Raw genomic sequence first — 20,391 nt, forward strand, 5'->3', positions numbered from 1 at the left:
TTTCATCAGGAGGTGGTCCCATGCGTCGTTTACTGCTTGCTGTTGCTTTAGGTGCCGGGATGGCCTCGGGGGCGTTTGCCCAAAGCGCCGAGATCGAGGCGAATATTTCCGCGCAGATACAGGCGTTCAAGGCGGATGACTTCGCCACAGCCTTTACCTTTGCCAGCCCCAATATCCAGCGCCTGTTCGGCACGCCCGAGAATTTCGGGGTCATGGTGCAGCGCGGCTATCCGATGGTCTGGCGACCTGCGGATGTGCAGTTTCTGGACCTGCGTGAGGTCAACGGGGACCTGTGGCAGAAGGTGAAGGTCGTGGATGGTGAGGGCCGTGTGCATATCCTCGACTATCAGATGGTGCCCCTTGAAGGCGGCTGGAAGATCAATGGCGTGCAGCTTCTGGGCAATTCCGATCCCGCCGCGTAAGGCAACACCACCGTCACGGTGATATGAGCGGCGGTTAATCCCTTTTCGATAGCAAGACCTTCGCGCCCGGAAACCATCCGGGTCTCGGGTTTTGGCGCGCATGGCGCGATTGGAAAGGGGTTTCATATGAACAAGGCAATCACCGACGGTATCGTGTTCATGCCACCCGCGTTTGCGGATGGTTTGGGGGTGTGGTCCAGCGGCGACGGCACGCCGGGATCGCCGACCTATGAGGGGTCGGGATCAGGAGCATTTGTTCCGGCGGATGCGGATTTTGCGGGCTGTTTGGAGATCTACAAGACGCAGGCCACGCAGCAGCTGCGCTATATGGGGCAGACGCAGGTGTTGCCCGGCTGTTACTTGCAGATCAAAGCGCGCGTGAAGGCGATCAGCGGGCCGTTGCCCGAAGTGCGCATTGCCGGTTGGGCTGGCGGCGCGGGTGATACGCATGTGGCCGGGCTCGTCGAACAAGGCCCGGCAACGCAACTGACGGGTTATGGCACTGTGCACGAGGTAACGGCCATCGTCGGCACCGGGCAGCGACCGGGCGTGGACATGCCCTGGGGTCCGACGGTGCTTTATGGTCATTTCGGGTTGAACATTGATGGCACCAACGGGGCCGTGGTGCGGGTCGACGATCTTGAGATTGTAGACATTACCGGTGCGTTCCTGCGCGATCTGATCGGTGTGGTCGATGTGCGCGATTTTGGCGCTGTCGGCGATGGGTCCACCGATGACTCGGCGGCGTTTGAGGCGGCGGATCAGGCTGCAAATGGCCGGAAGGTCTATGTCCCGCAGGGGGTGTTTTTGCTGGATCAGAATACCAGCATCGGCTCTGAGATTGAGTTCGACGGCACCGTGACGATGCCCGATGACAGGATGCTGCTGCTGACCAAGAATTTCGACCTGCCCGCCTATATCTCGGCCTTCGGGGATGAAACGCTGGCCTTCAAGAAGGCGTTTCAGGCGCTGCTGAACAATTCGGACCATGAATCGTTGGATCTGGGCGGGCGCAAGGTGTCGGTGAGCGAGCCGATCGACATGGCGGCGGCGGTACCCAACCGCACCGGCTATGCCACCCGCCGGGTGGTGCGTAACGGGCAGTTCGATGTCAAAAGCAGCGCCGCGTGGGATGCCGAGACCTTTACCTCGGTCGCGACCTATGATCCGTCGGATTCCCGCAAGCTGACCAATGTGGCCAATATCGCCAATATCCCCGTCGGATCGCTGGTGACCGGCAGCGGCGTGGGGCGCGAGATCTATGTACGCTCAAAGGATGACAATGCCGGTGAGATCACGCTGAACGCGCCGATCTATGATGCGGCGGGGACGCAGAACTTTACCTTTACCGCTTTCAAATACCTGCTGGATTTCAGCGGCTTCAGCGCGCTGCAGAAGTTCAACATGGAAGGAATCGAGTTCCAGTGCAACGGCCGCTGCAGTGCCATTCGTCTGTCGCCTGGCGGTAACACCTTTGTGCTGAAAGACTGTTTCGTCAGCCGTCCGAAGGATCGTGGTATCACCTCGATCGGACAAGGGTGTCAGGGGATGCTGATTGACGGGTGTCAGTTCTTGTCCACCGAAGAAGGTCTGGATGTGGCCGACCGCAGCTCGATCGCGCTGAATTCCAATGCCAACGACGTCAAACTGCGCCACAACCGGGCGACGCGGTTTCATCATTTCGCAGTGCTGGGAGGCGACAACAATCTGGTGCTGGGCAACCACTTCTTTCAGGGGGATGGTGTACCCAACGGAGTGCGTAACGCAGGGCTGGTGCTGATCGGAGGATCGAACAGTTCATCTATCGCCGAGAATTATGTGGATAACTGCTTTATCGAATGGACAAATGAGCGGGACTCGGAACCGGATTATAGCTCGGGCTATTCGTTCAGCGCCCTCAGCGTCACCGATAACATCTTCTACGCAAGCAATGTTGCGCCATGGTTCAGCTATTTTGTTATCCGCCCATATGGGTCCGGGCATTATCTGAATGGGCTTACCGTGACTGGCAACAAGTTCCGTATCAGCGGTGCCGATACCGAACGGGTCGACCGCGTGGACACCAGCTTTGCCGACCTCGACGCCGACAGCCACCGCAATGTCAGCTTTGAGAACAACACGTTCCATGGGATTGATACGCACAGCGCCAGCCCGCTGCGCGTACGCCATTCGCAAAGCTCGACCTCGTCAGCCTGGACAGTCAGCTCACAAGGACGCTTGCCGTTTGGCGGACGCGCGCGCGGCTGTGATTCAGTTGTGGCGATCGGCGCATTGCGGTCTGTCTTTAACTCGGTCCGCTATGCGGCCCCGTATGTTGAGCTGGAACAGGGATCAGGCCAGCGTGACATCCGGCTGCGCTGGCCCGAAGGATTGCGTGGCGCTGTTTCGGCGATCATGCGGATTGACGCCTGAACGCGGCTTTGGTCAATAGTCGAACCAGAGCGCAAACTTAAACCCTGTATGGCTTCGGGCCGAATTGCGTTCGGGCCCGAAGACCCATCTGGTTCTAGCGCTTTTGGCTCGGTAGATAAGTGAAGGACGGATGCTCCAATACACGGGGCGTCCCGGCACGTAGGCGGTTTCGACCTGCAGCAGCGGGTCGATCCGCCGTCCGGATGAAAGGCCCGCTGTAAAGTCCAGTTTTCGGATGAGCGCATCGTGCGTTCGGTATTCCAACGCGCCGTCAACAGCAATCCACCCGTTGCCCAAGCGCGTCTGGATGCCTTTGCCATACGACAGTGCGGCCTTGTACATGGCCTGGGCCCGATATTGCTGATGATGGACACCGGCACCGAGCTCTGCTGCCAGTCGTCCCACTGCACCAAAGTCAGCCACCGGGAGCCGCGCGAAGACAAGCGCATGACCGTACAGGTCCTGATGTTCTTCAACATCAAGACCGATGGTCAGGTTCGGTTTGGCCCCCCATTCCGCATAGAATCCGGTTTTGTATTTGTATTCTTCCTCCTTTTCTCGAAAGGCAGTTACTGAGGCTGCTGCAAACACCGAACCTTGGTCGCGTAGCCATGCGCCCGCGTATCCGGGACGACACGGGACAAGAGCAAGCAAGAAGATAAAAACCAGACGTGCCATGCGCGCAGCATCGTCCGACATGGTTAACGGATCGTTAGCTTCCTGTTCATAACCAGGAAAGAACTTGGCAAATCCGTGTTTTGGTTCAGGAAAAGGGTGGCGTTCTCAAAAGCTGTGCTAGGCTGGGGTCAGCCAAGAAGGAGGATTCTCATGCCGCAGATTTCCAAAAACAACAGCTATCAGACCGTGATCACGACATTCGAGATGACGCCCGGCACCTGTCAGGATCTTCTTGAGGCGCTGACGGACGCCTATGCCCAGTTTATCTCGAAGCAGCCCGGTTTCATCGCGGCGGGGCTGCATGTGAATGACGCGCAGACGCGGATCGCCAATTACTCGCAATGGGAGCGACGCGAGGATTTCCTGTCGATGCTACGCACCCCGGAAATGCGCGAGCGCAATCGGCGCGTGAACGAGCTGTGCAAGAGTTTCGAGCCGGTTATGTATGACGTCGCCGAGACTTTTGACGAGACCTGACCTGGATCAAAGCGACGCCCGAGGTTTCGGGCAAGGATATCCGAAGAAAGACGGAGGCGTGTCATGTATCACAACATCCTTGTACCGATTTCCTTTGATGCCGAGCGGGATACCTCGGCCCCGCTTAAGCTGGCGCAGATGCTTGCCACGCCTGATGGGCAGGTGACCTTGTTGCATGTGGTCGAGCATATTCCGGACTATGCGATTTCCTATATGCCAGCCGAGTACCTGTCGCAGGCCCGCAAGGCCATCCAGACAGAGCTGGATGCGATGGCGGCCAAAGTTCCCAACGCGCGCGGTCTGGTGATCGAGGGCCATTCCGGTCGCACAATTCTCGATTGGGCCGAGGTCAACAAGCCCGATCTGATCATCATGGCGTCGCACCGCCCGGGCATGCAGGATTTGTTGCTGGGCTCGACGGCCACTCATGTGGTACGGCACGCGAAATGCGCGGTGCATGTGGTGCGCTGATCAGGGCTTTTTCTGCGTCGCGGCCATCCCTTTGCCACATAGCCGTCGTATGCCCATCGCATGACCCGCGCGAATCCTGCACAGGACGAAGAACAGAATCCGCGTCTGACCAGACGGCAGCGTAAGGCTGCCGCGCTGCGTCGAAAGGCGCTGTCTCCGGTTCGAATTCTGATGATGGTGTTGATGTTGCCCCTGACGACAGGGTTGATTGCCATTGGTGTATATCTTCGCGTGTCCGACTATGACCGACCTGACGCGGTTGTGCATCTGGTGGCGCTGGCCGGTTGTGATGCCGTACGAAAGCTGGGGGCTGGCCCGTTTTACGAAGGCGAAGCGGGTTATCACAAACGCAACGATCCCGACGGCGACGGCGTGGCCTGCGCGTCGCTTGCCCCGCAGGGCATTCCACCGGTGCAGCAGTCGTCCAGACCACCCGAACAGCGCACTGTTGGTACGGCGAAGTTCTTAAAGCCCTGACATCCCGACGCGGTGGGGCGTCAAAGGCATGCGGTGCCGGGGCTTCTGGTCGCACAGGGGTGAAACCGGTCCTGCGCGCTCCCATCTAAGACAGGTGACAAAAAATGGGAGAGCGTTTGATGCAATGTCCGATAGATGGAACTCAACTGGTGATCACCGAGCGTAGCGGGGTCGAGATCGACTATTGCCCGCAATGTCGCGGTGTCTGGCTGGACCGGGGTGAGTTGGACAAGATCATCGACCGCTCGGCCGCTCATACGCCCCCACCTCCGCCGCAGAGCTATGATGACCGGTCTGACCACGGCTATCGCAAAAAGAAGAAACGCGGCGGGTTTCTGGACGATTTGTTCGATTTCTGAGGCGTTCAGGACAGCGGGGCCCCGGCACACTCGCGAAAGATACGCACTTGGGGGGCTGCGCCGTCCAATGGAAACCTGGTCACGCGGTCCTGCGTAAAGGCATAGGCGGTCTGATTGTATTCCAGACCGTCCAGCACGTTGCCAAAGCCGGAATCCGCGACGGTCAATGATGCGGCGTTTTCGGATAGCACATGGTGCGGCGTGCCGATTTCGATCGGGATCGGCCCGTCGAAGCGCATGGCGAACCATGGGGTCTGTGTCCAGCTGTCAGTCTTGCGCGTGACCGTCAGCGTATAGAGCGGCTGGGCCGGATCGTAGGTCAGAAATATCTCTGCCTGTTCGGTGTCGTGCGACAGGGTGCAGATCGCTCCAACCGTTGCCTCCCATGCAGTGGCCGGGGTGGCGAGGATCAGTGAGAGCAGGGCAATGCGCATGATCAGAGACCTAGCGGCCGATGGACCTCGGGCAAGGGCGGTGAACCGTATCGACATCAAAGGCTGCTCTTGCGCGCGACGACGTTGTTGATGGCGACAACGGATTGTCCTTGGAATTGCTCCAGATCCTGGGTCAGCACCGTGCACCCGGCGAATGGTGTTTTGGGCCGCATGGGCGCTGGGCTGCAACCTAGAAGTGTCACTGGGTACGTTTGGATAGGGCGTGAGGTTGAAAACAGCGCGATTCTTAAAGTATCAATACGAGATTTCGAGTCGCCGTGTTAGATTTCAGCCCATGGCAATTTCGCCAGACGAGGGAGGAAAGTCATGTTTGCACGCATTACTCAATTCAAAATGAAGCCCGGCACGCGCGAGGCGGCGACGGCGAAAATGAATGAACTGAAATCTGAAATCATGGGCATGCCCGGCATGCACAGCTTTACCAACGTAATGAACGAGGACGGCTCGGGCTATGTGATTTCGGTGGTCGAGAGCGAGGCGACCTCAAACGCGAACGCGCCCAAAGTTGCCGAGCTATGGGGCCATTTCGCCGAGTTCATGGAAGGCCCGCCGACGCCGGTTGGTTATGATGTGATTGCCCATTGGGATAAGGGCTGAGCAGCGGGGCGGGGGTTTCCCCGCCCGTTTTTTGGGGCGGTGTGTAGGATGGGGTTATACCCCATCATGCGTTTGGGTGGCCGCGGGGTGATGGGTTGGAAACCCATCCTACGGTTGCTTCCTTCTCAATAGTCGAGCCTTGGAGTGACCTACATTTCGTAGGTAATTCTCAGCATATACAATTTGTTGTGGTGACGCTGACATCTGGTGTAACATGGATGTCAGGTGCAGTTGATTCTGCGATAGGCAACGGAAATTGGTGGGCAAATGATAAAGGCAAAGAAGCAGTCCTTGACCACTCCAGAGGCTGTAAGCCTTTTCCGAGAAATGGTCAGCTATCGTCGTATATATTGTGACGATAATGAGTTTTTCCGGATGACAGATGTTTGGAATTGGCTGGCTGATGATGATGGCGCAGTCAAAATCAAAACATACCGGACTGAATGCGAAGAAGATTACAAGCGTAAAGCAGGTGTTGTCGCATTTGGGGAACGCTCAATTCTTGTAGTAGACAAAAAGCTGCTCGAGAACGCAGACAATAAGTGTAAATTGTCAAATTTCATGTTGGCTCACGAATTCGCTCATTTGGCGTTAGACCATCATGCTAGAAACGCAGTTGTTAAGAATTTTCAACTATTTGCAACAGCGAGCGGCAATGCCAATATTCCTCCGACAAAGGAGGAGCATGAGGCAAACCTAGCCGCAGTTTTCTTCCAATGTGGGGTCGCGCTGCTTGACCCGAAATTGGACCCACTGACGCTGGCGCATAGAGCGCATTCTGATGTCAATGAAGTTAAGAAAGCAGCGCGAAAATGCCGCTTGGATGTGTTTCGCGAAGAGCTAAATCGGCAGTCTTATGGGATAAAGCAGGTTGTGCTTTAGGAACCTATGACAGAACAGCTTTATTACTGTCTACCGCTTCCTTCTTTTTACATTCCCACCCCTTTGCCCCGGCCTGCCCGCCGTTGACCTGCCGCGCGACTTCACCGCGTCCTCGGACGCTTTCTCGACCGCCCACTGCCGCGCCATGGGGTCGTCTGCCACCGCCAGATCGACCGCTTCCAGACGTTTGATCTCATCCCGGATATTTGCGGCCTCTTCGAATTCCAGGTTCTCGGCGGCCTTGCGCATTTTCTCGCGCAGACCGTCCAGATGCGCCTCGAGATTCGCGCCGTGCATCGGTTTGTCGATGGTGGCGGTGACGCGGTTCATGTCGACGTCGCCTTCGTAGAGACCGGCCAGAACGTCCTCGACATTCTTCTTCACCGTCTCGGGCGTGATGCCGTGTTCCTGATTATAGGCGAGCTGTTTGGCGCGGCGGCGGTTGGTCTCATTCAAGGCGCGCTCCATGGAACCGGTGATCTTGTCGGCATACATGATCACCCGGCCGTCGGCGTTGCGGGCAGCTCGGCCGATGGTCTGGATCAGCGAGGTTTCCGAGCGCAGGAAACCCTCTTTATCCGCGTCCAGAATGGCGACCAGCCCGCATTCGGGGATGTCTAGCCCTTCGCGCAGCAGGTTGATGCCGACAAGCACGTCGAAGGCCCCCAACCGCAGGTCGCGCAGGATTTCGATGCGTTCGAGCGTGTCGATGTCCGAGTGCATGTAGCGCACTTTGATGCCCTGTTCGTGCAGGTATTCGGTCATGTCCTCAGCCATGCGTTTGGTGAGCGTGGTGACCAGCGTGCGGAAGCCGTTGGCGGCCACTTTGCGGACCTCGTCCAGCAGATCGTCCACCTGCATGGATACCGGGCGGATTTCGACTTCGGGGTCCAAAAGGCCGGTGGGGCGGATGACCTGTTCGGTGAAGACGCCGCCGGTCTGTTCGATCTCCCACTTCGCTGGTGTGGCCGAGACAAAGACGGATTGCGGGCGCATGGCGTCCCATTCCTCGAACTTGAGGGGGCGGTTGTCCATGCAGGACGGCAGGCGGAAGCCGTGTTCGGCCAGTGTGAATTTGCGGCGATAGTCGCCCCGGTACATGCCGCCGATCTGCGGGACAGAGACGTGGGATTCATCGGCGAAGACGATGGCGTTGTCGGGGATGAATTCGAACAGGGTCGGGGGCGGTTCGCCCGGCGCGCGGCCGGTGAGGTAGCGCGAGTAGTTCTCGATCCCGTTGCAGACGCCGGTGGCCTCGAGCATTTCCAGATCGAAATTGGTGCGCTGTTCCAGACGTTGGGCTTCCAGCAATTTGCCCTCGCCGACCAGCTGGTCCAGCCGGATGCGGAGTTCCTTTTTAATCCCGATGATCGCCTGTTGCATCGTCGGTTTTGGCGTCACGTAGTGGGAATTCGCGTAGACGCGCACATGCTCCATCGTCGCGGCGCGCTCGCCGGTCAAGGGGTCGAACTCGGTGATCTGTTCCAGTTCCTCGCCGAAGAAGGACAGTTTCCACGCGCGGTCCTCAAGGTGGGCGGGCCAGATTTCCAGTGAATCGCCACGCACCCGGAACGAGCCACGCTGAAACGCCTGATCATTGCGGCGGTATTGCTGGGCGACGAGATCGGCCATCACCTGCCGCTGGTCGTATTCGTGGCCGACCTTCAGGTCTTGAGTCATCGCGCCGTAGGTCTCGACCGAGCCGATACCGTAGATGCACGAGACCGAGGCCACGATGATCACATCGTCGCGTTCCAGCAGCGCCCGCGTGGCCGAGTGGCGCATCCGGTCGATCTGTTCGTTAATCTGGGATTCTTTCTCGATATAGGTGTCCGAGCGCGGCACGTAGGCCTCGGGTTGGTAGTAGTCATAGTAAGAGACGAAATATTCGACCGAGTTCTCGGGGAAGAAGCCTTTGAACTCGCCATATAGCTGCGCGGCCAGCGTCTTGTTGGGGGCAAGGATGATCGCGGGGCGCTGCGTTTCCTCGATCACCTTGGCCATGGTGAAGGTCTTGCCCGTGCCGGTCGCCCCCAGCAAAACCTGATCGCGCTCGCCGTCCAGAACGCCGCACGCCAGTTCCTTGATCGCCGTCGGCTGGTCGCCTGCCGCGTTGAACTCGGTATGCATCACGAACCGCTTGCCGCCTTCCAGCTTCAGGCGGGCGCGGACGTCTTCAGCGGTCAGCTGGGTCTTGTCGGAATGGGCGTAGGGCATAGGCGGGCTCCGGGGATCAGGCCCTTACATTTGTTCTTATTTTGTCCATCTGCAAGGGGGGTCGGGGGTCAGGCGGGCTGCATCTGTGTATTCTTCTGCACTTTTGCGGCACGTGTTGTCCCCATGTTTGATTGCCGCCCGGCCTAGCGTGGATTGATGACAGGTTCTGACATCAGCGCACCGCGACATTTGTCATCTTGTCCCCGGTCGCGCTGTGGCGCATAAACGGGGCCAGCCAAGTGAGTACGGAGAGGCGACATGCGCGCACGGATTTACCAGCCTTCGCGAAACGCGATGACCTCGGGGATGGCCAAGACCCGCAAGTGGGTTCTGGAATATGCCCCTGCCTCGTCGCGCGAGGTTGATCCGCTGATGGGCTGGACCTCGTCCAGTGATACACAGACTCAGGTGCGCCTGAAATTCGATACCAAGGAAGAGGCGCTGGACTATGCCAAAGACAATGGCATCGACGTTCAGGTCAGCGAGCCGCACAAGCGCAAGCCGAATGTACGGGCGGGCGGCTATGGTGAGAATTTCGCTACCGGTCGGCGCGGTCCCTGGACTCATTAACCGGGTCATGCCGGATGTTCGAAATTCACGAGGCTGATCCGGGTGCAGACGATCTGAGGCAGATCATTCAGGCCCATCTGGCCCACAGTTGGGATGCAACACCGCAGACCTCTAATCATACGATGGATATCGATGCCCTGCGTGGACCCGGCATTCGGGTATGGGCGATCTACGAGGCAGGGAAGGCCTTGGGATGTGGTGCGCTCAAGTCGTTGCCCGACGGCACCGCAGAAGTGAAATCGGTTCATGTCTTGTCGATGGCCCGTGGGCGTGGGCTTGCGCGGCGCATGATGTCCCACCTTGCAGATACCGCTGCATCCGAGGGGGTCTCTGCGCTTGTTCTGGAAACCGGCGCCAGCCATTTACCCGAGTATGAGGCCGCGCGCCGGCTGTATGAATCTCTGGGTTATTCCTATTGTGGGCCGATCTATGGCTACGCGCCCGATCCCAACAGCGCCTTCATGCGCTTGGCCCTTGAACCCCGCGCGTAAAAACCGCAAGAAGGGCGCAGCGGTCCCTTAGCTCAACTGGATAGAGCAGCTGACTTCTAATCAGCAGGTTGAGGGTTCGAGTCCTTCAGGGATCGCCAGTTTCAAAAAACTCGGCTGGTTTGTCGAATGCGTGTGGCGCCGCGCGGCTGATCTGATGCATCGATCATGGTGGGTTGCTGTCTCGGGTGGTACTGGAACGCCACAGGTCAAGCCTCTTGGCATGTTCCGGGGCGCCCTTCGGGCTTCGAACAAGCGGAACTGGGCAAATACGTGCCGTGCGCGCGGCGGCTTTCCGCTAGGTCAATTAGGCCGCCCTTTTTGCCATCACTGCTTTGTCGTAGGTCATGCGAACCAAACTGGTGGAGGCAAGCATGAAGCTCAGCGTGTTGGAAGTTTTCTGCATCATCCTGGCAAGCGCCGCGGCGGTTGCAGGCTTCGTCGGTGCGGCAACAGCACTGATGTCGGCCGTGTGAACCCATCCCTTTTGTCGATTGCATTAACAAAATCTAATTTGGACCCGAACCGAACTGTGACCACATGATCAACAGGTGGAGACGGAGGCGTAAGATGTCCGATGGTCGAGCAATGTTCGCCGCAGGAGGATGCGGAGAAGAAGGCCGGATCAGCAAGATTGGCAAGATCAACATGACGGCAGCGGGCCGCACGGCCGAACTTGTCTTTGACACGCCCTGCGGACGCGGCCAGGTGCGTATGTACATGCCAGCCGAGCTAACGGCGCAAGAGCGTGCAGATATGTTTGCTCAAATCGCAGTTGTCGAGCGCGGCAACGCAATTCGATCTGACTGACCTTCGGCTCTTCTGCGCGGAGCCTAGATGGCAATCTTGTGCTGGTAAGAGATGGTGGGTGATGAGAGACTCGAACTCCCGACATCTTCGGTGTAAACGAAGCGCTCTACCAACTGAGCTAATCACCCGTGAGCGCTGATGTAGCCAAGCCCGCGCGCGGGTGCAAGAGGGTCTGGCAGAATTTCTTTCGATATCTCAAACAGCGCTGACCGCTCACGCCGCCATATCCTTGAGAGCTGCCAGAAGCTGTGCCACCTCGTGTTCGGTATTGTAGTGGCATAGCGAAATGCGGATGCAATCGCTCAGGCCCAGCGGATCAAGCACGTTGCCGCTGTAGTGGTCCGCCTTGCGGGTATGTGTGCGGATGCCCTGATCATTCAGGCGGGTTACGACATCTGCCGACGGCAGCCCCTGCACCGTGATCGAAACCAACCCTTCGCGCGCGGGATTGTCGGCCCCGGCCAGAATGGTCACGTGGTCCATATCGCGTAATCCGGGCAGGTTGCCCGTGCCGTTGATCATCGCGTCGGTCAGGTGGGTCTCATAGGCGTGGATCGCACGCCCGGCGGCGCGCAGGCGGGCGCTGCGGTCTGTCGCCTCGGAAACCCGGCTTCCCAACCAATCGAAATAGGAAACGACGTCTGACATTGTGGCGTAAGAGCCGGTGTCGCGGGTGCCAAACTCCCATCCGGTGGCGGGGGCATCGATCAACTGGTCGTGGGGCAGGGCAGCCAGACGTTCGGAGATCCAGGCGATTCCATAGCCGTGGCGCGAGAAAACCTTGTAGGGCGAGATCGCGTAGCCATCCACATCATAGCTGTCTATGTCGATTTGCCCGTGAGCCGCGTGTTGAATGCCGTCGACGATAATGAAGCAACCCGGCGCGACCGCACGAATAGCTTTTGCGATGGCGGCCACATCCATGCCCATGCCGGTTACGGGTGAGGCATGCAGAATCGTTGCGACGGCAGCATCCGGAGTGATCTGCGCTGCATAGGCCTCGGCGGTCACAAGCCCGGTGGCGTCGTCATGAGGCACGTTCACGTAATCCAACTTGGCGATTTCTGCCCAGCGGCGCGCGGCGCTGCGGCTGGCCGGGTGTTCGATCGAGCTGCCGATGACCTTGCTACCCTTGGGGGCATTCACGCAGGCCGTACGGATCATGCGGAACAACAGCTCGGTGCCGCTTTCGCCAACAAAGAACTGGCCGGCATTCGCGTTCATGAACACCGACAGATCGCTCTTGGCCCGATTGATTATGTCGACCAAGGCGTGGCTAGCCACGTTATCCCGCCCTTGATTGTCCGGAATAGCTGCGAATTTCGCCGAGGTCTCGACCACAGAATTCAGCGTCAGCGCGCCCCCCGCATTTTCAAAGAAGATGCGGGGGCCCTGAAACGGGCACGCGTCGACATGGGCGAAACGGGCGCGGATTTCATCGATAAGGCCGGGGGTCTGGTGAAGCATTGTGGGCAGATCCTGTCGTTACAGGCTCACAACAGCCTGATTGGGGCATGGGATCAATCCCAATTGCGACAGAATATCGTGTCGGAGATGGCCTGTATCTCTGAAGCCCGCGGCAAAGGGCCTTGCCTGCCCCGTACCGCCTCCGATATGCCCAGAGAGATTGCAACCCTCTGATCCGGAGGCACAAGATGCGCTGTCTGATCGCAGCTCTGGCCTTTTGCGCGCTGTTTGCAGCCCCGGTTCGGGCTGAAGGGGTGCTGGTGTTTGCTGCGGCCAGCCTCAAGACTGCGCTGGATGCGATTTCCGACAGTTACGAGCACGAAACGGGGCAAAGCGTCGTTGTGTCTTACGCCGCATCCTCGGTACTGGCGCGGCAGATACAGGCGGGCGCGCCGGCGGGTATTTTCATCTCGGCCAATCAAGACTGGATGGACGAGTTGCAACGCGATGGGCTTGTGGATGCGGGCTCTCGCCTGGATTTGCTGGGAAATGAGCTGGCTTTGATCGGCCCGCCCGATGTTGAACCTGCGCGCATCGGGGCGGATTTCGATCTGAACGGCCGTCTGGGTGAAGGGTATCTGGCCATGGCGCTGGTCGATGCCGTGCCCGCAGGAGTTTATGGCAAGGCCGCGCTGCAGGGCTTGGGGCTGTGGGATGAGGTGCAGGACCGGGTCGCCCAGACGGACAACGTGCGCGCGGCGCTGGCGCTTGTGGCTGCGGGGGCGGCGCCTTTGGGGATCGTCTATCGCTCGGATGCCGTTGCCGAAGTGCGGGTTGGTGTTGTCGGGGCAATCCCGTCCGAGGTCCATCCCACCATTGTCTACCCCGCGGCCCTGACGGTGTCTGCCGGTCCGAGTGCGAAGGCTTTCCTCGCCTATCTCACCACCGAGGATGCACGGGCAGAGTTTGCAAGGCAGGGTTTTTCCCTGCCCGAGGAATGATGGGATGAACTGGCTGGGTCCGGCAGAGATTGAGGCTTTGCGCCTGTCGTTGCGCGTTTCGTTCTGGGCCACTCTGCTTACGCTGCCCTTCGGTATTTTTGTAGCTTACGCTCTGGCCCGCTGGCGGTTTCCGGGGCGTCAGGTTCTGAATGGATTGGTGCATCTGCCGCTGATCCTGCCGCCGGTCGTGACCGGGTATCTGCTGCTTTTGACCTTCGGCATTCAGGGCCCTTTGGGGGCGCCATTGGCCGAGTTGGGCATTGTCTTTGCCTTCCGCTGGACGGGCGCCGCGCTGGCCGCCGGGATCATGGCCTTCCCGTTGATGGTCCGTGCGATCCGACTGTCCATCGAGGCCGTCGATCCAAAGCTGGAACAGGCCGGGGCCACACTGGGCGCGTCACGCCTGATGGTCTTTGGAACGGTTACTCTGCCGATGATCCTGCCGGGGGTCATCGCCGGTGCGATTCTCGCCTTTGCCAAAGCGATGGGAGAGTTCGGTGCCACGATCACGTTTGTGTCGAACATCCCGGGTCAGACCCAGACGCTGCCGTCTGCCGTATATGCGTTCCTGCAAGTGCCGGGCGGAGAAGCAGCCGCAACGCGGTTGGTCATCATCTCGATCATCATCGCAATGGGGGCGTTGCTGCTGTCGGAATATGTGGGCCGCCGCGTGGCCAAACGGGTGGCCGGGTCATGAGCCTGTCTGTTCACCTGCAACACCGGCTGTCCGGGCTTTCGCTGGATCTGGAATTTGATGCACCTTCGGGCGTGACGGTTCTGTTTGGGCGCTCGGGTTCGGGTAAGACAACTGTTGTGAACGCGGTCGCGGGGCTGTTGCGCCCCGAAGCCGGGCGCGTTTCGGTCGAGGATTGGGTGCTGTTCGATACGTCCCGTGGTGTCTGGCTGCCGCCGCATCGCCGCCGTCTGGGATACATCTTTCAAGAGGGTCGCCTGTTCCCACATCTGACCGTGCGCCAGAACCTGAGCTATGGGCGCTGGTTTGCCCCACGTGGTGCGCGCCGTGAAAACCCGGACCGGGTGATCGAAATGCTGGGCATCGGGCATCTGCTGGATCGCCGCCCTGCCATCCTATCGGGTGGCGAAAAACAACGTGTCGCCATTGGCCGCGCCCTGCTGGCCAGCCCGCGCCTGATCCTTGCGGATGAACCTCTGGCCGCGCTGGACGAGGCGCGCAAGGCCGAGATTCTACCCTATTTCGAGCGCTTGCGGGATGAGGTTTCGGTGCCGATCCTATATGTCACCCATTCGGCGGCCGAGGTTGCCCGGCTCGCGACATCGGTCGTGGCGCTGCAGGATGGACGCGTCCTGCGGCATGGCCCGGCATCCGAAGTGCTGGCTGATCCGTCCGTGGCCCCGGCTGGGGTGCGCGCAGTGGGTGCCGTGCTGCAGGTTCGCGTCGCAGCACATCATGATGATGGCCTCTCAGAACTGGATGCAGGCGGCGCGCGCTTGTTCCTGCCGCGTATCACGCACAAAATCGGAGAAGACCTGCGCATCCGCATCCCGGCGCAGGAAGTAATCCTGTCGAACAAGCCGCCCGAAGGTCTGTCGGCGTTGAATGTGCTGTCGGGACAGGTCGAAGCCATTCGTGCGGGCGAAGGCCCTGGGGCCATTGTGTCTGTAAGAACACCTGCTGGTGTTGTGCTGGCGCGAGTCACCCGGCGCTCGGTCGCGGCGCTGGGGTTGCAGGTTGGCAGCCCGTGCCACGCGGTCATCAAGACCGTCGCACTGGCCCCGCAGGATGTCGGGGGCCGCGTCACACTGCGCTAGGGTAGATCTTGCGGCTTTGCGGTTTGGCCTTTCGACGATCTTGGGCGCGGTGCTCACAACCTCACGCGGAAAGTTGTTCCGGCGAAGGCTGCGGTGGTGGCCCGACCCCAGATAGGCATTCCGAGCCTGTCCGGGGCCTGCGGCCTGTTGGGCTTGCAATACCCGCCTGCGCACATGGCCTGTCGCAAACTACGCCGGGAGTAGCTTGTTTTTAAGGGCGAAAAGTCGAATGGCTGAGAGGTGTGCGGCGTGCCACTGGACTGCTGTCATGGCCTGTAGACATCGCAAGCCTGATGCGCGACAACACGTTTGACGCGTCACATGCTGTTGATGGTTTCGAAATGGAACTTGTGGCAAGCTCTCCTATATTTCAATGAAAGGTTGTTCGGGCTCGGGCTTTGATGGCTGGGGTCGTGTTATTGAGAAAGGGTACCGCCAATGCGTTTTGTGAAAATCGGATGTGTGATAAGCGCCATGATCCTGCCGGCCATCGTTCAGGCCAGCGGCTTTGGTGTCGGCATACGGGGCGGATTTCAAACGGATGTGAAGCCACTGCAGGATGGCACATATGAAGTGTCTGCGATCGCCACCTCGGCCCCGGTCGCGTATTGGTGCGGGATCGGCGACTATGCGATACGGACGCTGAAAACACCTGCCACTCAGCGCATTTACGTCTCGAAACCCTACGAGCGCGGGATTCGCACAGTCCAGTTTTCGCTGACGCCGCCCGAGGGGGCCGAGAACGTCTCAAGCTATTCGGTTACCGTCAGAACAGTAGGGGCCAACATGACCGCAAGTTCGGCGCGGGGCCATTGCTATGACAATGTGCTGGATTTCGACTAAAGGTCGTCAAATCCACTTCGCCAGCGGCGGCAAGCTCATGAGGACGGCATCCGGGTCATGCCCGGTTTCCAGCCCGAACTTGGTGCCGCGGTCATAGACCAGGTTGTATTCCGCATAAAGCCCACGGTGGACAAGCTGTACGTCCTTGTCTGCGTCGTCGAAGGCCTGCACCCGGCGTGTTTCGACCAACGGTAGAAAAGCGGGCAGGAAGGCACGGCCAATGTCCTGCGTCAGGGCAAAATCGGCCTGCCAGTCTCCGGTGCAATAGTCATCCATGAAGATACCGCCCACACCGCGCGCCCGCTTGCGGTGGGGGATATAGAAATACTCATCTGCCCAATCCTTGAGGCGCGGGTAGTGGCCCGGCCCGTGCGGGTCCAGATGCGCCTTTTGCGTGGCGTGGAAATGGGCGGTGTCGGCGTCATATTCGATGCAGGGATTCAGGTCCGAACCGCCGCCGAACCACCACGCATGCGGGGTCCAGAACATCCGGGTGTTCATATGAACGGCTGGCACATGCGGGTTCTGCATATGTGCCACAAGGCTAATGCCCGAGGCCCAGAAACGCGGGTCATCCTTCATCCCCGGAATGCCCTTGCGCGCCGCCATGGCATTCTGTGCGCGTTCGCCCAGCGTGCCATAGACGGTCGAGACGTTGACCCCCACTTTCTCGAAAACGCGGCCCCCGCGCATCACTGACATAAGCCCGCCGCCCGCGTCCGACCCGTCGTCGGACTGGCGCGTGGTCTCTTTCACCTCGAACCTGCCCGGTTGGGCGTCCGAGAAAGGACCAGTATCGTGGCTGTCTTCCAGCCCTTCGAAGGCCGAGACGATTTCGTCGCGCAACCGGCGGAACCAGGCGGAGGCGGTGGATTTTTCGGTGTCAAACATGGGGATCAATGTGCCGGGGCTGCGACGGGATCCAGCAGAGTGCGGCCTCCGTCTATGGTCAGGATTTGCCCGGTCATGAAACCCGCCGCGTCCGAGGCGAGGAACTGCGCGGTTTCCACCAGTTCGTTCGGGGCGGCGATGCGGGCCAGTGGGGTGTGCTTTTCGATATCGTCGCGGAAGTCGCGGTTGTCCTTCAGCGTGGTCTGCAGCGAGGCGCTCATGACCGATCCCAAGGCGATCGAGTTCACCCTGATGCGGCTGGGGGCCAGCGCAACGGCCAGCGAGCGGGTCATCTGATCCAGCGCAGCGGTCGAGACGGAATAGGCCATCAGGTCGGGATGGGTGCGCCGTGCGGCAATCGACGACAGGTTGATGATCGAGCCCGCGGGATGTTCGTCATCGCCATCGGCCTGCTTGATGAACCGCTTGGCCACCAACTGGCTAAGGCGCAACGCGGGCATCAGGTTCTGGTTCAACAGCGTCCGCACCGAGTCGTCGTCCGCATCCAGCGGGTCCGACGGGATCACCTGCCGCGCGCCGTTGATCAGAATATCGACTTGATCAAACGCATCCAGCGTCGCCGAGAGCAGGTTGGCAATCGTCAGCTTCTCGCGCAGGTCGCCAGCGAAATAGCGGATATTGCTGTCATCCGCCTGCGCACCCAGCTCTTCGGCCAGGCGCTTTTCGTCCATATCGGCAAACATGACATTGGCCCCGGCATCGGCAAAGTGCCGCCCGATGGCCAGGCCGATCCCGTTGGCGGCGCCGGTAACGATTGCGGTCTTGCCCGCGATGGAAAAGGACATGCGAATCCTCCTGAGGTCTGGCGCAGGTTAGCGGGGGTTACGTCCGAGGGCGAGAGGCATGGAAGACCTTGAACCGGTTGTCCCCGGCGATCTCTTCGACGCGGGCGAAGGTCTCGGCCAGCGTGGCCTCGTAGGGCAGGTGGCGGTTGGCGACCACCCACAGGCTGCCATTGCGGGTCAGATTGCGCGCTGCGCTGGCGATAAAGCCCTGACCCAAAGCCGGATCGGCGCTGCGGCTGGTGTGGAAGGGCGGGTTCATGACCACCATGTCCAACGGCTCGGGCGCGGTCCATGTGGTGGCGTCGGCCCAGTGAAACTGCGCGCGCGGATCGGTGACATTGGTGCGGGCGCAGCTGAGGGCGGTGTGGTCGGCCTCGACCAGATGCAGGGCGTGCAGCTTGTCATGGGCTAGGCTGGCCGACAGAAATCCCCAGCCTGCGCCCAGATCGGCGATGCGCGTGCCGCGTTTGGCGGGCAGCGACTTCAGCAACAGGGCTGAGGCCGGATCGACACCATCAGCGGAAAACACGCCCGGTGCGGTGCGGAACCCGTCGACCATCTGGGCCTTGGGCGCGGCCCAGTCGGCAAAGGCCTCGGGCTTGGATTGGAACCAGAAAATCTTGCCATGCGCTTTCGAGATCGGCCCTTCGACCGCAACCCGCTTGCGGATGTCTTTTAGCAGGCTGTCGACGCCATCGGTCTTGGCCCCGTCCACCACGACCACACCGCTGGCACGGCTGCAGGCCTGATGCACCAGCGCCCGGGCCAGCGCCTTGGCGCGGGGCAGAAAGACGATGGCATCCTGACAGGGCGCATCCGCCTCAGGCGTCGCGTCAAAGCCTTGGGTCGCAAAATGATCATGAAACGGCTTGAACGGCTGCACCACCTGCGTCTCACGCGGCAGGTCCGACAGGTCGTGATCGGTTGTGGGGGCCAGAACGCTCAGCGGTTGCGACAGGCAAAGCCCGCTGTTCAAGGCAAGATCAAGGCGAGGAGACATGGCCGCGCGTTATTCTTCGCGTTCCATGGTGCATTGCAGCGGGTGCTGGTGGCGGCGGGCGAAATCCATCACCTGACCGACCTTGGTCTCGGCAATCTCGTGGCTGAAGACGCCGACCACCGCGACACCTTTCTTATGCACGGTCAGCATGATCTCGAACGCCTGCGCGTGGGTCATGCCGAAAAAGCGTTCCAGCACATGCACCACAAACTCCATCGGCGTGTAGTCGTCATTCAGCAGCAGCACCTTGTACAGCGGCGGGCGCTTGGTCTTGGGTCGCGTCTGCAGCAGGACCGACGTGTCGTCGTCCTGATCGTCCTTGTCAGACATGATCCACTGGTGTTCGCGCATTGCAGTAAGAGATTCCCGATTCACGCTTCGGTTTGTTTCAGGGCTTATATAACGTCACCATGGCCAGAGAAAAGAGCAACGAGTCGGAATCGCGATGCAGGACAAACTGACGACAATCGGGTTCGATGCCGATGATACGTTGTGGCATAACGAGCGGTTTTTTCAACTCACACAGGATCACTTCGCCGAACTGCTGGCCGATCATGCCGAACGGGACCATCTGATGGACCGCCTGCTGGCCGCTGAAAAGCGCAACATCCGGCACTATGGCTACGGGATCAAAGGTTTTACCCTGTCGATGATCGAAACCGCCATCGAAGTGACCGAGGACCGGGTTCCGGCGCAGGTGATCCGCCAGCTGATCGAAGCGGGGCAAGAGATGCTGGCCCATCCCATCGAATTGCTGCCCCACGCCCGCGAGGCGATTGAGGCGGTGGCAGCGACGCACCGGGTTCTGCTGATCACCAAGGGCGATCTGATCGATCAGGAGCGCAAGCTGGCCCAATCCGGGTTGGGAGAGCTGTTTGACGGGGTTGAGATCGTCTCGGAGAAAACGGCGGCGACGTATGCATCGATCTTTGCGCAGCATGGGGATGGAGCGGCGGCGTCTATGATGGTTGGAAACTCGATGCGCTCGGACGTGGTGGCCCCGATCCAGGCCGGGTGTTGGGGTGTGCATGTGCCCCACGGACTGGTTTGGGAGATCGAGCAGGCCGAAGTACCGGTGACGAATCCCCGATTTCGCGAATTGCATGATCTGGGCGATCTTGCGGCACTGGTGGGTGGGATATCCTGATCTGTTGCCGTTTCGCCTCAGTTTACGGAAAATCGAATATGCGATGCGCCCGAATTTTGGCGCAATCGCCGGTATGGTGTGCGCGGCAGTTTCACCTACCAGATGTGGAGCGTTGCGGGCCGGATAGATCGTGATCAATCACGCAGCTTTCAGTTTCTTTAGCCCGGCCTCTGTGTTAGCCTGAATGATA

25 protein-coding genes and 2 tRNA genes are annotated in these 20,391 nt (G+C 59.8%); 18 read left to right on the plus strand and 9 right to left on the minus strand.

Annotated elements, in window-relative coordinates; genetic code table 11:
* Positions 1–20 precede the first annotated feature (20 nt).
* Both ACR3EN_RS07865 and ACR3EN_RS07870 read left to right on the plus strand, forming a co-directional pair.
* Complete coding sequence (locus ACR3EN_RS07865) at positions 21–422, plus strand: DUF4864 domain-containing protein (RefSeq protein ID WP_480825873.1); 402 nt, start codon at positions 21–23, stop codon at positions 420–422.
* Positions 423–548: 126 nt separating this feature from the next.
* Complete coding sequence (locus tag ACR3EN_RS07870; protein WP_480871211.1) at positions 549–2,834, plus strand: glycosyl hydrolase family 28-related protein; 2,286 nt, start codon at positions 549–551, stop codon at positions 2,832–2,834.
* Between the two features lie 12 nt (positions 2,835–2,846).
* On the opposite strand, the gene ACR3EN_RS07875 is transcribed toward ACR3EN_RS07870, so the two are convergent.
* The gene (locus tag ACR3EN_RS07875; protein ID WP_480843421.1) at positions 2,847–3,533 is read right to left on the minus strand and encodes a hypothetical protein; all 687 of its coding nucleotides are present in this window, start codon (positions 3,531–3,533) and stop codon (positions 2,847–2,849) included.
* A gap of 129 nt (positions 3,534–3,662) precedes the next feature.
* Between ACR3EN_RS07875 and ACR3EN_RS07880 the strand changes: the two genes are divergently transcribed.
* The 4 genes from ACR3EN_RS07880 (at position 3,663) to ACR3EN_RS07895 (ending at position 5,296) form a co-directional block, all read left to right on the plus strand.
* Entirely contained in the window at positions 3,663–3,989 is a 327-nt protein-coding gene (locus ACR3EN_RS07880; RefSeq protein ID WP_480825879.1) for an antibiotic biosynthesis monooxygenase family protein, read from the plus strand.
* 63 nt (positions 3,990–4,052) lie between these two features.
* Positions 4,053–4,460: a universal stress protein gene (locus ACR3EN_RS07885; protein ID WP_480825881.1), complete on the plus strand. Its 408-nt coding sequence runs from the start codon at positions 4,053–4,055 to the stop codon at positions 4,458–4,460.
* Positions 4,461–4,520: 60 nt separating this feature from the next.
* Positions 4,521–4,937, plus strand: a complete 417-nt coding sequence (locus tag ACR3EN_RS07890) for an excalibur calcium-binding domain-containing protein (RefSeq protein WP_480825883.1) — start codon at positions 4,521–4,523, stop codon at positions 4,935–4,937.
* Positions 4,938–5,056: 119 nt separating this feature from the next.
* Positions 5,057–5,296 (plus strand): TFIIB-type zinc ribbon-containing protein, encoded by a 240-nt coding sequence (locus ACR3EN_RS07895; RefSeq protein WP_480825928.1) that lies wholly within the window; start codon positions 5,057–5,059, stop codon positions 5,294–5,296.
* A 5-nt stretch (positions 5,297–5,301) separates the two neighbouring features.
* Here the strand turns inward: ACR3EN_RS07895 and ACR3EN_RS07900 are convergent, their stop codons facing one another.
* Positions 5,302–5,730 carry a hypothetical protein gene (locus ACR3EN_RS07900; protein ID WP_480825885.1) on the minus strand — a complete coding sequence of 143 codons (429 nt, stop codon included), beginning with the start codon at positions 5,728–5,730 and terminating at the stop codon, positions 5,302–5,304.
* Between the two features lie 327 nt (positions 5,731–6,057).
* Between ACR3EN_RS07900 and ACR3EN_RS07905 the strand changes: the two genes are divergently transcribed.
* Positions 6,058–6,348, plus strand: a complete 291-nt coding sequence (locus tag ACR3EN_RS07905) for an antibiotic biosynthesis monooxygenase family protein (RefSeq protein WP_480825887.1) — start codon at positions 6,058–6,060, stop codon at positions 6,346–6,348.
* Between the two features lie 327 nt (positions 6,349–6,675).
* A complete protein-coding gene (locus tag ACR3EN_RS07910; protein ID WP_480843423.1) occupies positions 6,676–7,230 on the plus strand; it encodes a M48 family metalloprotease in 555 nt (184 codons plus the stop codon).
* Positions 7,231–7,260: 30 nt separating this feature from the next.
* On the opposite strand, the gene uvrB is transcribed toward ACR3EN_RS07910, so the two are convergent.
* Positions 7,261–9,447, minus strand: a complete 2,187-nt coding sequence (uvrB, locus tag ACR3EN_RS07915; RefSeq protein ID WP_480825891.1) for an excinuclease ABC subunit UvrB — start codon at positions 9,445–9,447, stop codon at positions 7,261–7,263.
* 258 nt (positions 9,448–9,705) lie between these two features.
* Here uvrB and ACR3EN_RS07920 point away from each other — a divergent pair, with 258 nt between their 5' ends.
* From ACR3EN_RS07920 to ACR3EN_RS07940, 5 genes are all read left to right on the plus strand, one after another.
* Entirely contained in the window at positions 9,706–10,017 is a 312-nt protein-coding gene (locus ACR3EN_RS07920) for an ETC complex I subunit (protein WP_480825893.1), read from the plus strand.
* A gap of 14 nt (positions 10,018–10,031) precedes the next feature.
* A complete protein-coding gene (locus ACR3EN_RS07925) occupies positions 10,032–10,508 on the plus strand; it encodes a GNAT family N-acetyltransferase (protein WP_480825895.1) in 477 nt (158 codons plus the stop codon).
* 21 nt (positions 10,509–10,529) lie between these two features.
* A tRNA-Arg gene (locus ACR3EN_RS07930) sits at positions 10,530–10,606 on the plus strand.
* A 246-nt stretch (positions 10,607–10,852) separates the two neighbouring features.
* Positions 10,853–10,981, plus strand: a complete 129-nt coding sequence (locus ACR3EN_RS07935) for a hypothetical protein (RefSeq protein ID WP_480869656.1) — start codon at positions 10,853–10,855, stop codon at positions 10,979–10,981.
* Positions 10,982–11,075: 94 nt separating this feature from the next.
* A complete protein-coding gene (locus ACR3EN_RS07940) occupies positions 11,076–11,315 on the plus strand; it encodes a hypothetical protein (protein WP_480825897.1) in 240 nt (79 codons plus the stop codon).
* A 52-nt stretch (positions 11,316–11,367) separates the two neighbouring features.
* Here ACR3EN_RS07940 and ACR3EN_RS07945 read toward each other — a convergent pair.
* Positions 11,368–11,443: transfer RNA gene (locus ACR3EN_RS07945), tRNA-Val, on the minus strand.
* 85 nt (positions 11,444–11,528) lie between these two features.
* On the minus strand, positions 11,529–12,782 hold the full coding sequence (locus tag ACR3EN_RS07950) for an aminotransferase class V-fold PLP-dependent enzyme (RefSeq protein ID WP_480825899.1): 1,254 nt from the start codon (positions 12,780–12,782) through the stop codon (positions 11,529–11,531).
* Between the two features lie 188 nt (positions 12,783–12,970).
* Between ACR3EN_RS07950 and modA the strand changes: the two genes are divergently transcribed.
* The 4 genes from modA to ACR3EN_RS07970 all read left to right on the plus strand — a co-directional run bounded on the left by modA (position 12,971) and on the right by ACR3EN_RS07970 (position 16,357).
* On the plus strand, positions 12,971–13,723 hold the full coding sequence (modA, locus tag ACR3EN_RS07955; protein ID WP_480825901.1) for a molybdate ABC transporter substrate-binding protein: 753 nt from the start codon (positions 12,971–12,973) through the stop codon (positions 13,721–13,723).
* Between the two features lie 4 nt (positions 13,724–13,727).
* Positions 13,728–14,420 carry a molybdate ABC transporter permease subunit gene (gene modB, locus ACR3EN_RS07960; protein ID WP_480825903.1) on the plus strand — a complete coding sequence of 231 codons (693 nt, stop codon included), beginning with the start codon at positions 13,728–13,730 and terminating at the stop codon, positions 14,418–14,420.
* Entirely contained in the window at positions 14,417–15,514 is a 1,098-nt protein-coding gene (modC, locus tag ACR3EN_RS07965) for a molybdenum ABC transporter ATP-binding protein (protein WP_480825905.1), read from the plus strand. Before modB ends, modC begins: the two co-directional genes overlap by 4 nt.
* Positions 15,515–15,952: 438 nt before the next feature.
* Positions 15,953–16,357: a hypothetical protein gene (locus tag ACR3EN_RS07970; protein WP_480825907.1), complete on the plus strand. Its 405-nt coding sequence runs from the start codon at positions 15,953–15,955 to the stop codon at positions 16,355–16,357.
* 6 nt (positions 16,358–16,363) lie between these two features.
* Here ACR3EN_RS07970 and hemF read toward each other — a convergent pair whose 3' ends face one another.
* Genes hemF through clpS form a run of 4 tightly spaced genes read right to left on the minus strand, consistent with a single transcriptional unit; the run spans position 16,364 to position 19,405 of the window.
* The gene (gene hemF / locus ACR3EN_RS07975; RefSeq protein WP_480825909.1) at positions 16,364–17,248 is read right to left on the minus strand and encodes an oxygen-dependent coproporphyrinogen oxidase; all 885 of its coding nucleotides are present in this window, start codon (positions 17,246–17,248) and stop codon (positions 16,364–16,366) included.
* A 5-nt stretch (positions 17,249–17,253) separates the two neighbouring features.
* Positions 17,254–18,054, minus strand: a complete 801-nt coding sequence (locus ACR3EN_RS07980; RefSeq protein ID WP_480825911.1) for an SDR family NAD(P)-dependent oxidoreductase — start codon at positions 18,052–18,054, stop codon at positions 17,254–17,256.
* A 37-nt stretch (positions 18,055–18,091) separates the two neighbouring features.
* On the minus strand, positions 18,092–19,054 hold the full coding sequence (locus tag ACR3EN_RS07985; protein WP_480825913.1) for a class I SAM-dependent methyltransferase: 963 nt from the start codon (positions 19,052–19,054) through the stop codon (positions 18,092–18,094).
* 9 nt (positions 19,055–19,063) lie between these two features.
* On the minus strand, positions 19,064–19,405 hold the full coding sequence (gene clpS, locus ACR3EN_RS07990) for an ATP-dependent Clp protease adapter ClpS (RefSeq protein WP_480534657.1): 342 nt from the start codon (positions 19,403–19,405) through the stop codon (positions 19,064–19,066).
* Between the two features lie 94 nt (positions 19,406–19,499).
* Between clpS and ACR3EN_RS07995 the strand changes: the two genes are divergently transcribed.
* The gene (locus ACR3EN_RS07995; protein ID WP_480825916.1) at positions 19,500–20,201 is read left to right on the plus strand and encodes an HAD family hydrolase; all 702 of its coding nucleotides are present in this window, start codon (positions 19,500–19,502) and stop codon (positions 20,199–20,201) included.
* Positions 20,202–20,391: the final 190 nt, after the last annotated feature.

The sequence above is a fragment of the Ruegeria sp. G7 genome (genome assembly GCF_056535465.1).

Excerpts from the sequence above, each read along its gene's own strand:
- ACR3EN_RS07865 (WP_480825873.1), top strand. The coding sequence starts at position 21 with ATGCGTCGTTTACTGCTTGCTGTTGCTTTAGGTGCCGGGATGGCCTCG.
- ACR3EN_RS07870 (WP_480871211.1), top strand. The coding sequence starts at position 549 with ATGAACAAGGCAATCACCGACGGTATCGTGTTCATGCCACCCGCGTTT.
- ACR3EN_RS07875 (WP_480843421.1), bottom strand. The coding sequence starts at position 3,533 with ATGTCGGACGATGCTGCGCGCATGGCACGTCTGGTTTTTATCTTCTTG.
- ACR3EN_RS07880 (WP_480825879.1), top strand. The coding sequence starts at position 3,663 with ATGCCGCAGATTTCCAAAAACAACAGCTATCAGACCGTGATCACGACA.
- ACR3EN_RS07885 (WP_480825881.1), top strand. The coding sequence starts at position 4,053 with ATGTATCACAACATCCTTGTACCGATTTCCTTTGATGCCGAGCGGGAT.
- ACR3EN_RS07890 (WP_480825883.1), top strand. The coding sequence starts at position 4,521 with ATGACCCGCGCGAATCCTGCACAGGACGAAGAACAGAATCCGCGTCTG.
- ACR3EN_RS07895 (WP_480825928.1), top strand. The coding sequence starts at position 5,057 with ATGCAATGTCCGATAGATGGAACTCAACTGGTGATCACCGAGCGTAGC.
- ACR3EN_RS07900 (WP_480825885.1), bottom strand. The coding sequence starts at position 5,730 with ATGCGCATTGCCCTGCTCTCACTGATCCTCGCCACCCCGGCCACTGCA.
- ACR3EN_RS07905 (WP_480825887.1), top strand. The coding sequence starts at position 6,058 with ATGTTTGCACGCATTACTCAATTCAAAATGAAGCCCGGCACGCGCGAG.
- ACR3EN_RS07910 (WP_480843423.1), top strand. The coding sequence starts at position 6,676 with ATGGTCAGCTATCGTCGTATATATTGTGACGATAATGAGTTTTTCCGG.
- uvrB (WP_480825891.1), bottom strand. The coding sequence starts at position 9,447 with ATGCCCTACGCCCATTCCGACAAGACCCAGCTGACCGCTGAAGACGTC.
- ACR3EN_RS07920 (WP_480825893.1), top strand. The coding sequence starts at position 9,706 with ATGCGCGCACGGATTTACCAGCCTTCGCGAAACGCGATGACCTCGGGG.
- ACR3EN_RS07925 (WP_480825895.1), top strand. The coding sequence starts at position 10,032 with ATGTTCGAAATTCACGAGGCTGATCCGGGTGCAGACGATCTGAGGCAG.
- ACR3EN_RS07935 (WP_480869656.1), top strand. The coding sequence starts at position 10,853 with ATGCGAACCAAACTGGTGGAGGCAAGCATGAAGCTCAGCGTGTTGGAA.
- ACR3EN_RS07940 (WP_480825897.1), top strand. The coding sequence starts at position 11,076 with ATGTCCGATGGTCGAGCAATGTTCGCCGCAGGAGGATGCGGAGAAGAA.
- ACR3EN_RS07950 (WP_480825899.1), bottom strand. The coding sequence starts at position 12,782 with ATGCTTCACCAGACCCCCGGCCTTATCGATGAAATCCGCGCCCGTTTC.
- modA (WP_480825901.1), top strand. The coding sequence starts at position 12,971 with ATGCGCTGTCTGATCGCAGCTCTGGCCTTTTGCGCGCTGTTTGCAGCC.
- modB (WP_480825903.1), top strand. The coding sequence starts at position 13,728 with ATGAACTGGCTGGGTCCGGCAGAGATTGAGGCTTTGCGCCTGTCGTTG.
- modC (WP_480825905.1), top strand. The coding sequence starts at position 14,417 with ATGAGCCTGTCTGTTCACCTGCAACACCGGCTGTCCGGGCTTTCGCTG.
- ACR3EN_RS07970 (WP_480825907.1), top strand. The coding sequence starts at position 15,953 with ATGCGTTTTGTGAAAATCGGATGTGTGATAAGCGCCATGATCCTGCCG.
- hemF (WP_480825909.1), bottom strand. The coding sequence starts at position 17,248 with ATGTTTGACACCGAAAAATCCACCGCCTCCGCCTGGTTCCGCCGGTTG.
- ACR3EN_RS07980 (WP_480825911.1), bottom strand. The coding sequence starts at position 18,054 with ATGTCCTTTTCCATCGCGGGCAAGACCGCAATCGTTACCGGCGCCGCC.
- ACR3EN_RS07985 (WP_480825913.1), bottom strand. The coding sequence starts at position 19,054 with ATGTCTCCTCGCCTTGATCTTGCCTTGAACAGCGGGCTTTGCCTGTCG.
- clpS (WP_480534657.1), bottom strand. The coding sequence starts at position 19,405 with ATGCGCGAACACCAGTGGATCATGTCTGACAAGGACGATCAGGACGAC.
- ACR3EN_RS07995 (WP_480825916.1), top strand. The coding sequence starts at position 19,500 with ATGCAGGACAAACTGACGACAATCGGGTTCGATGCCGATGATACGTTG.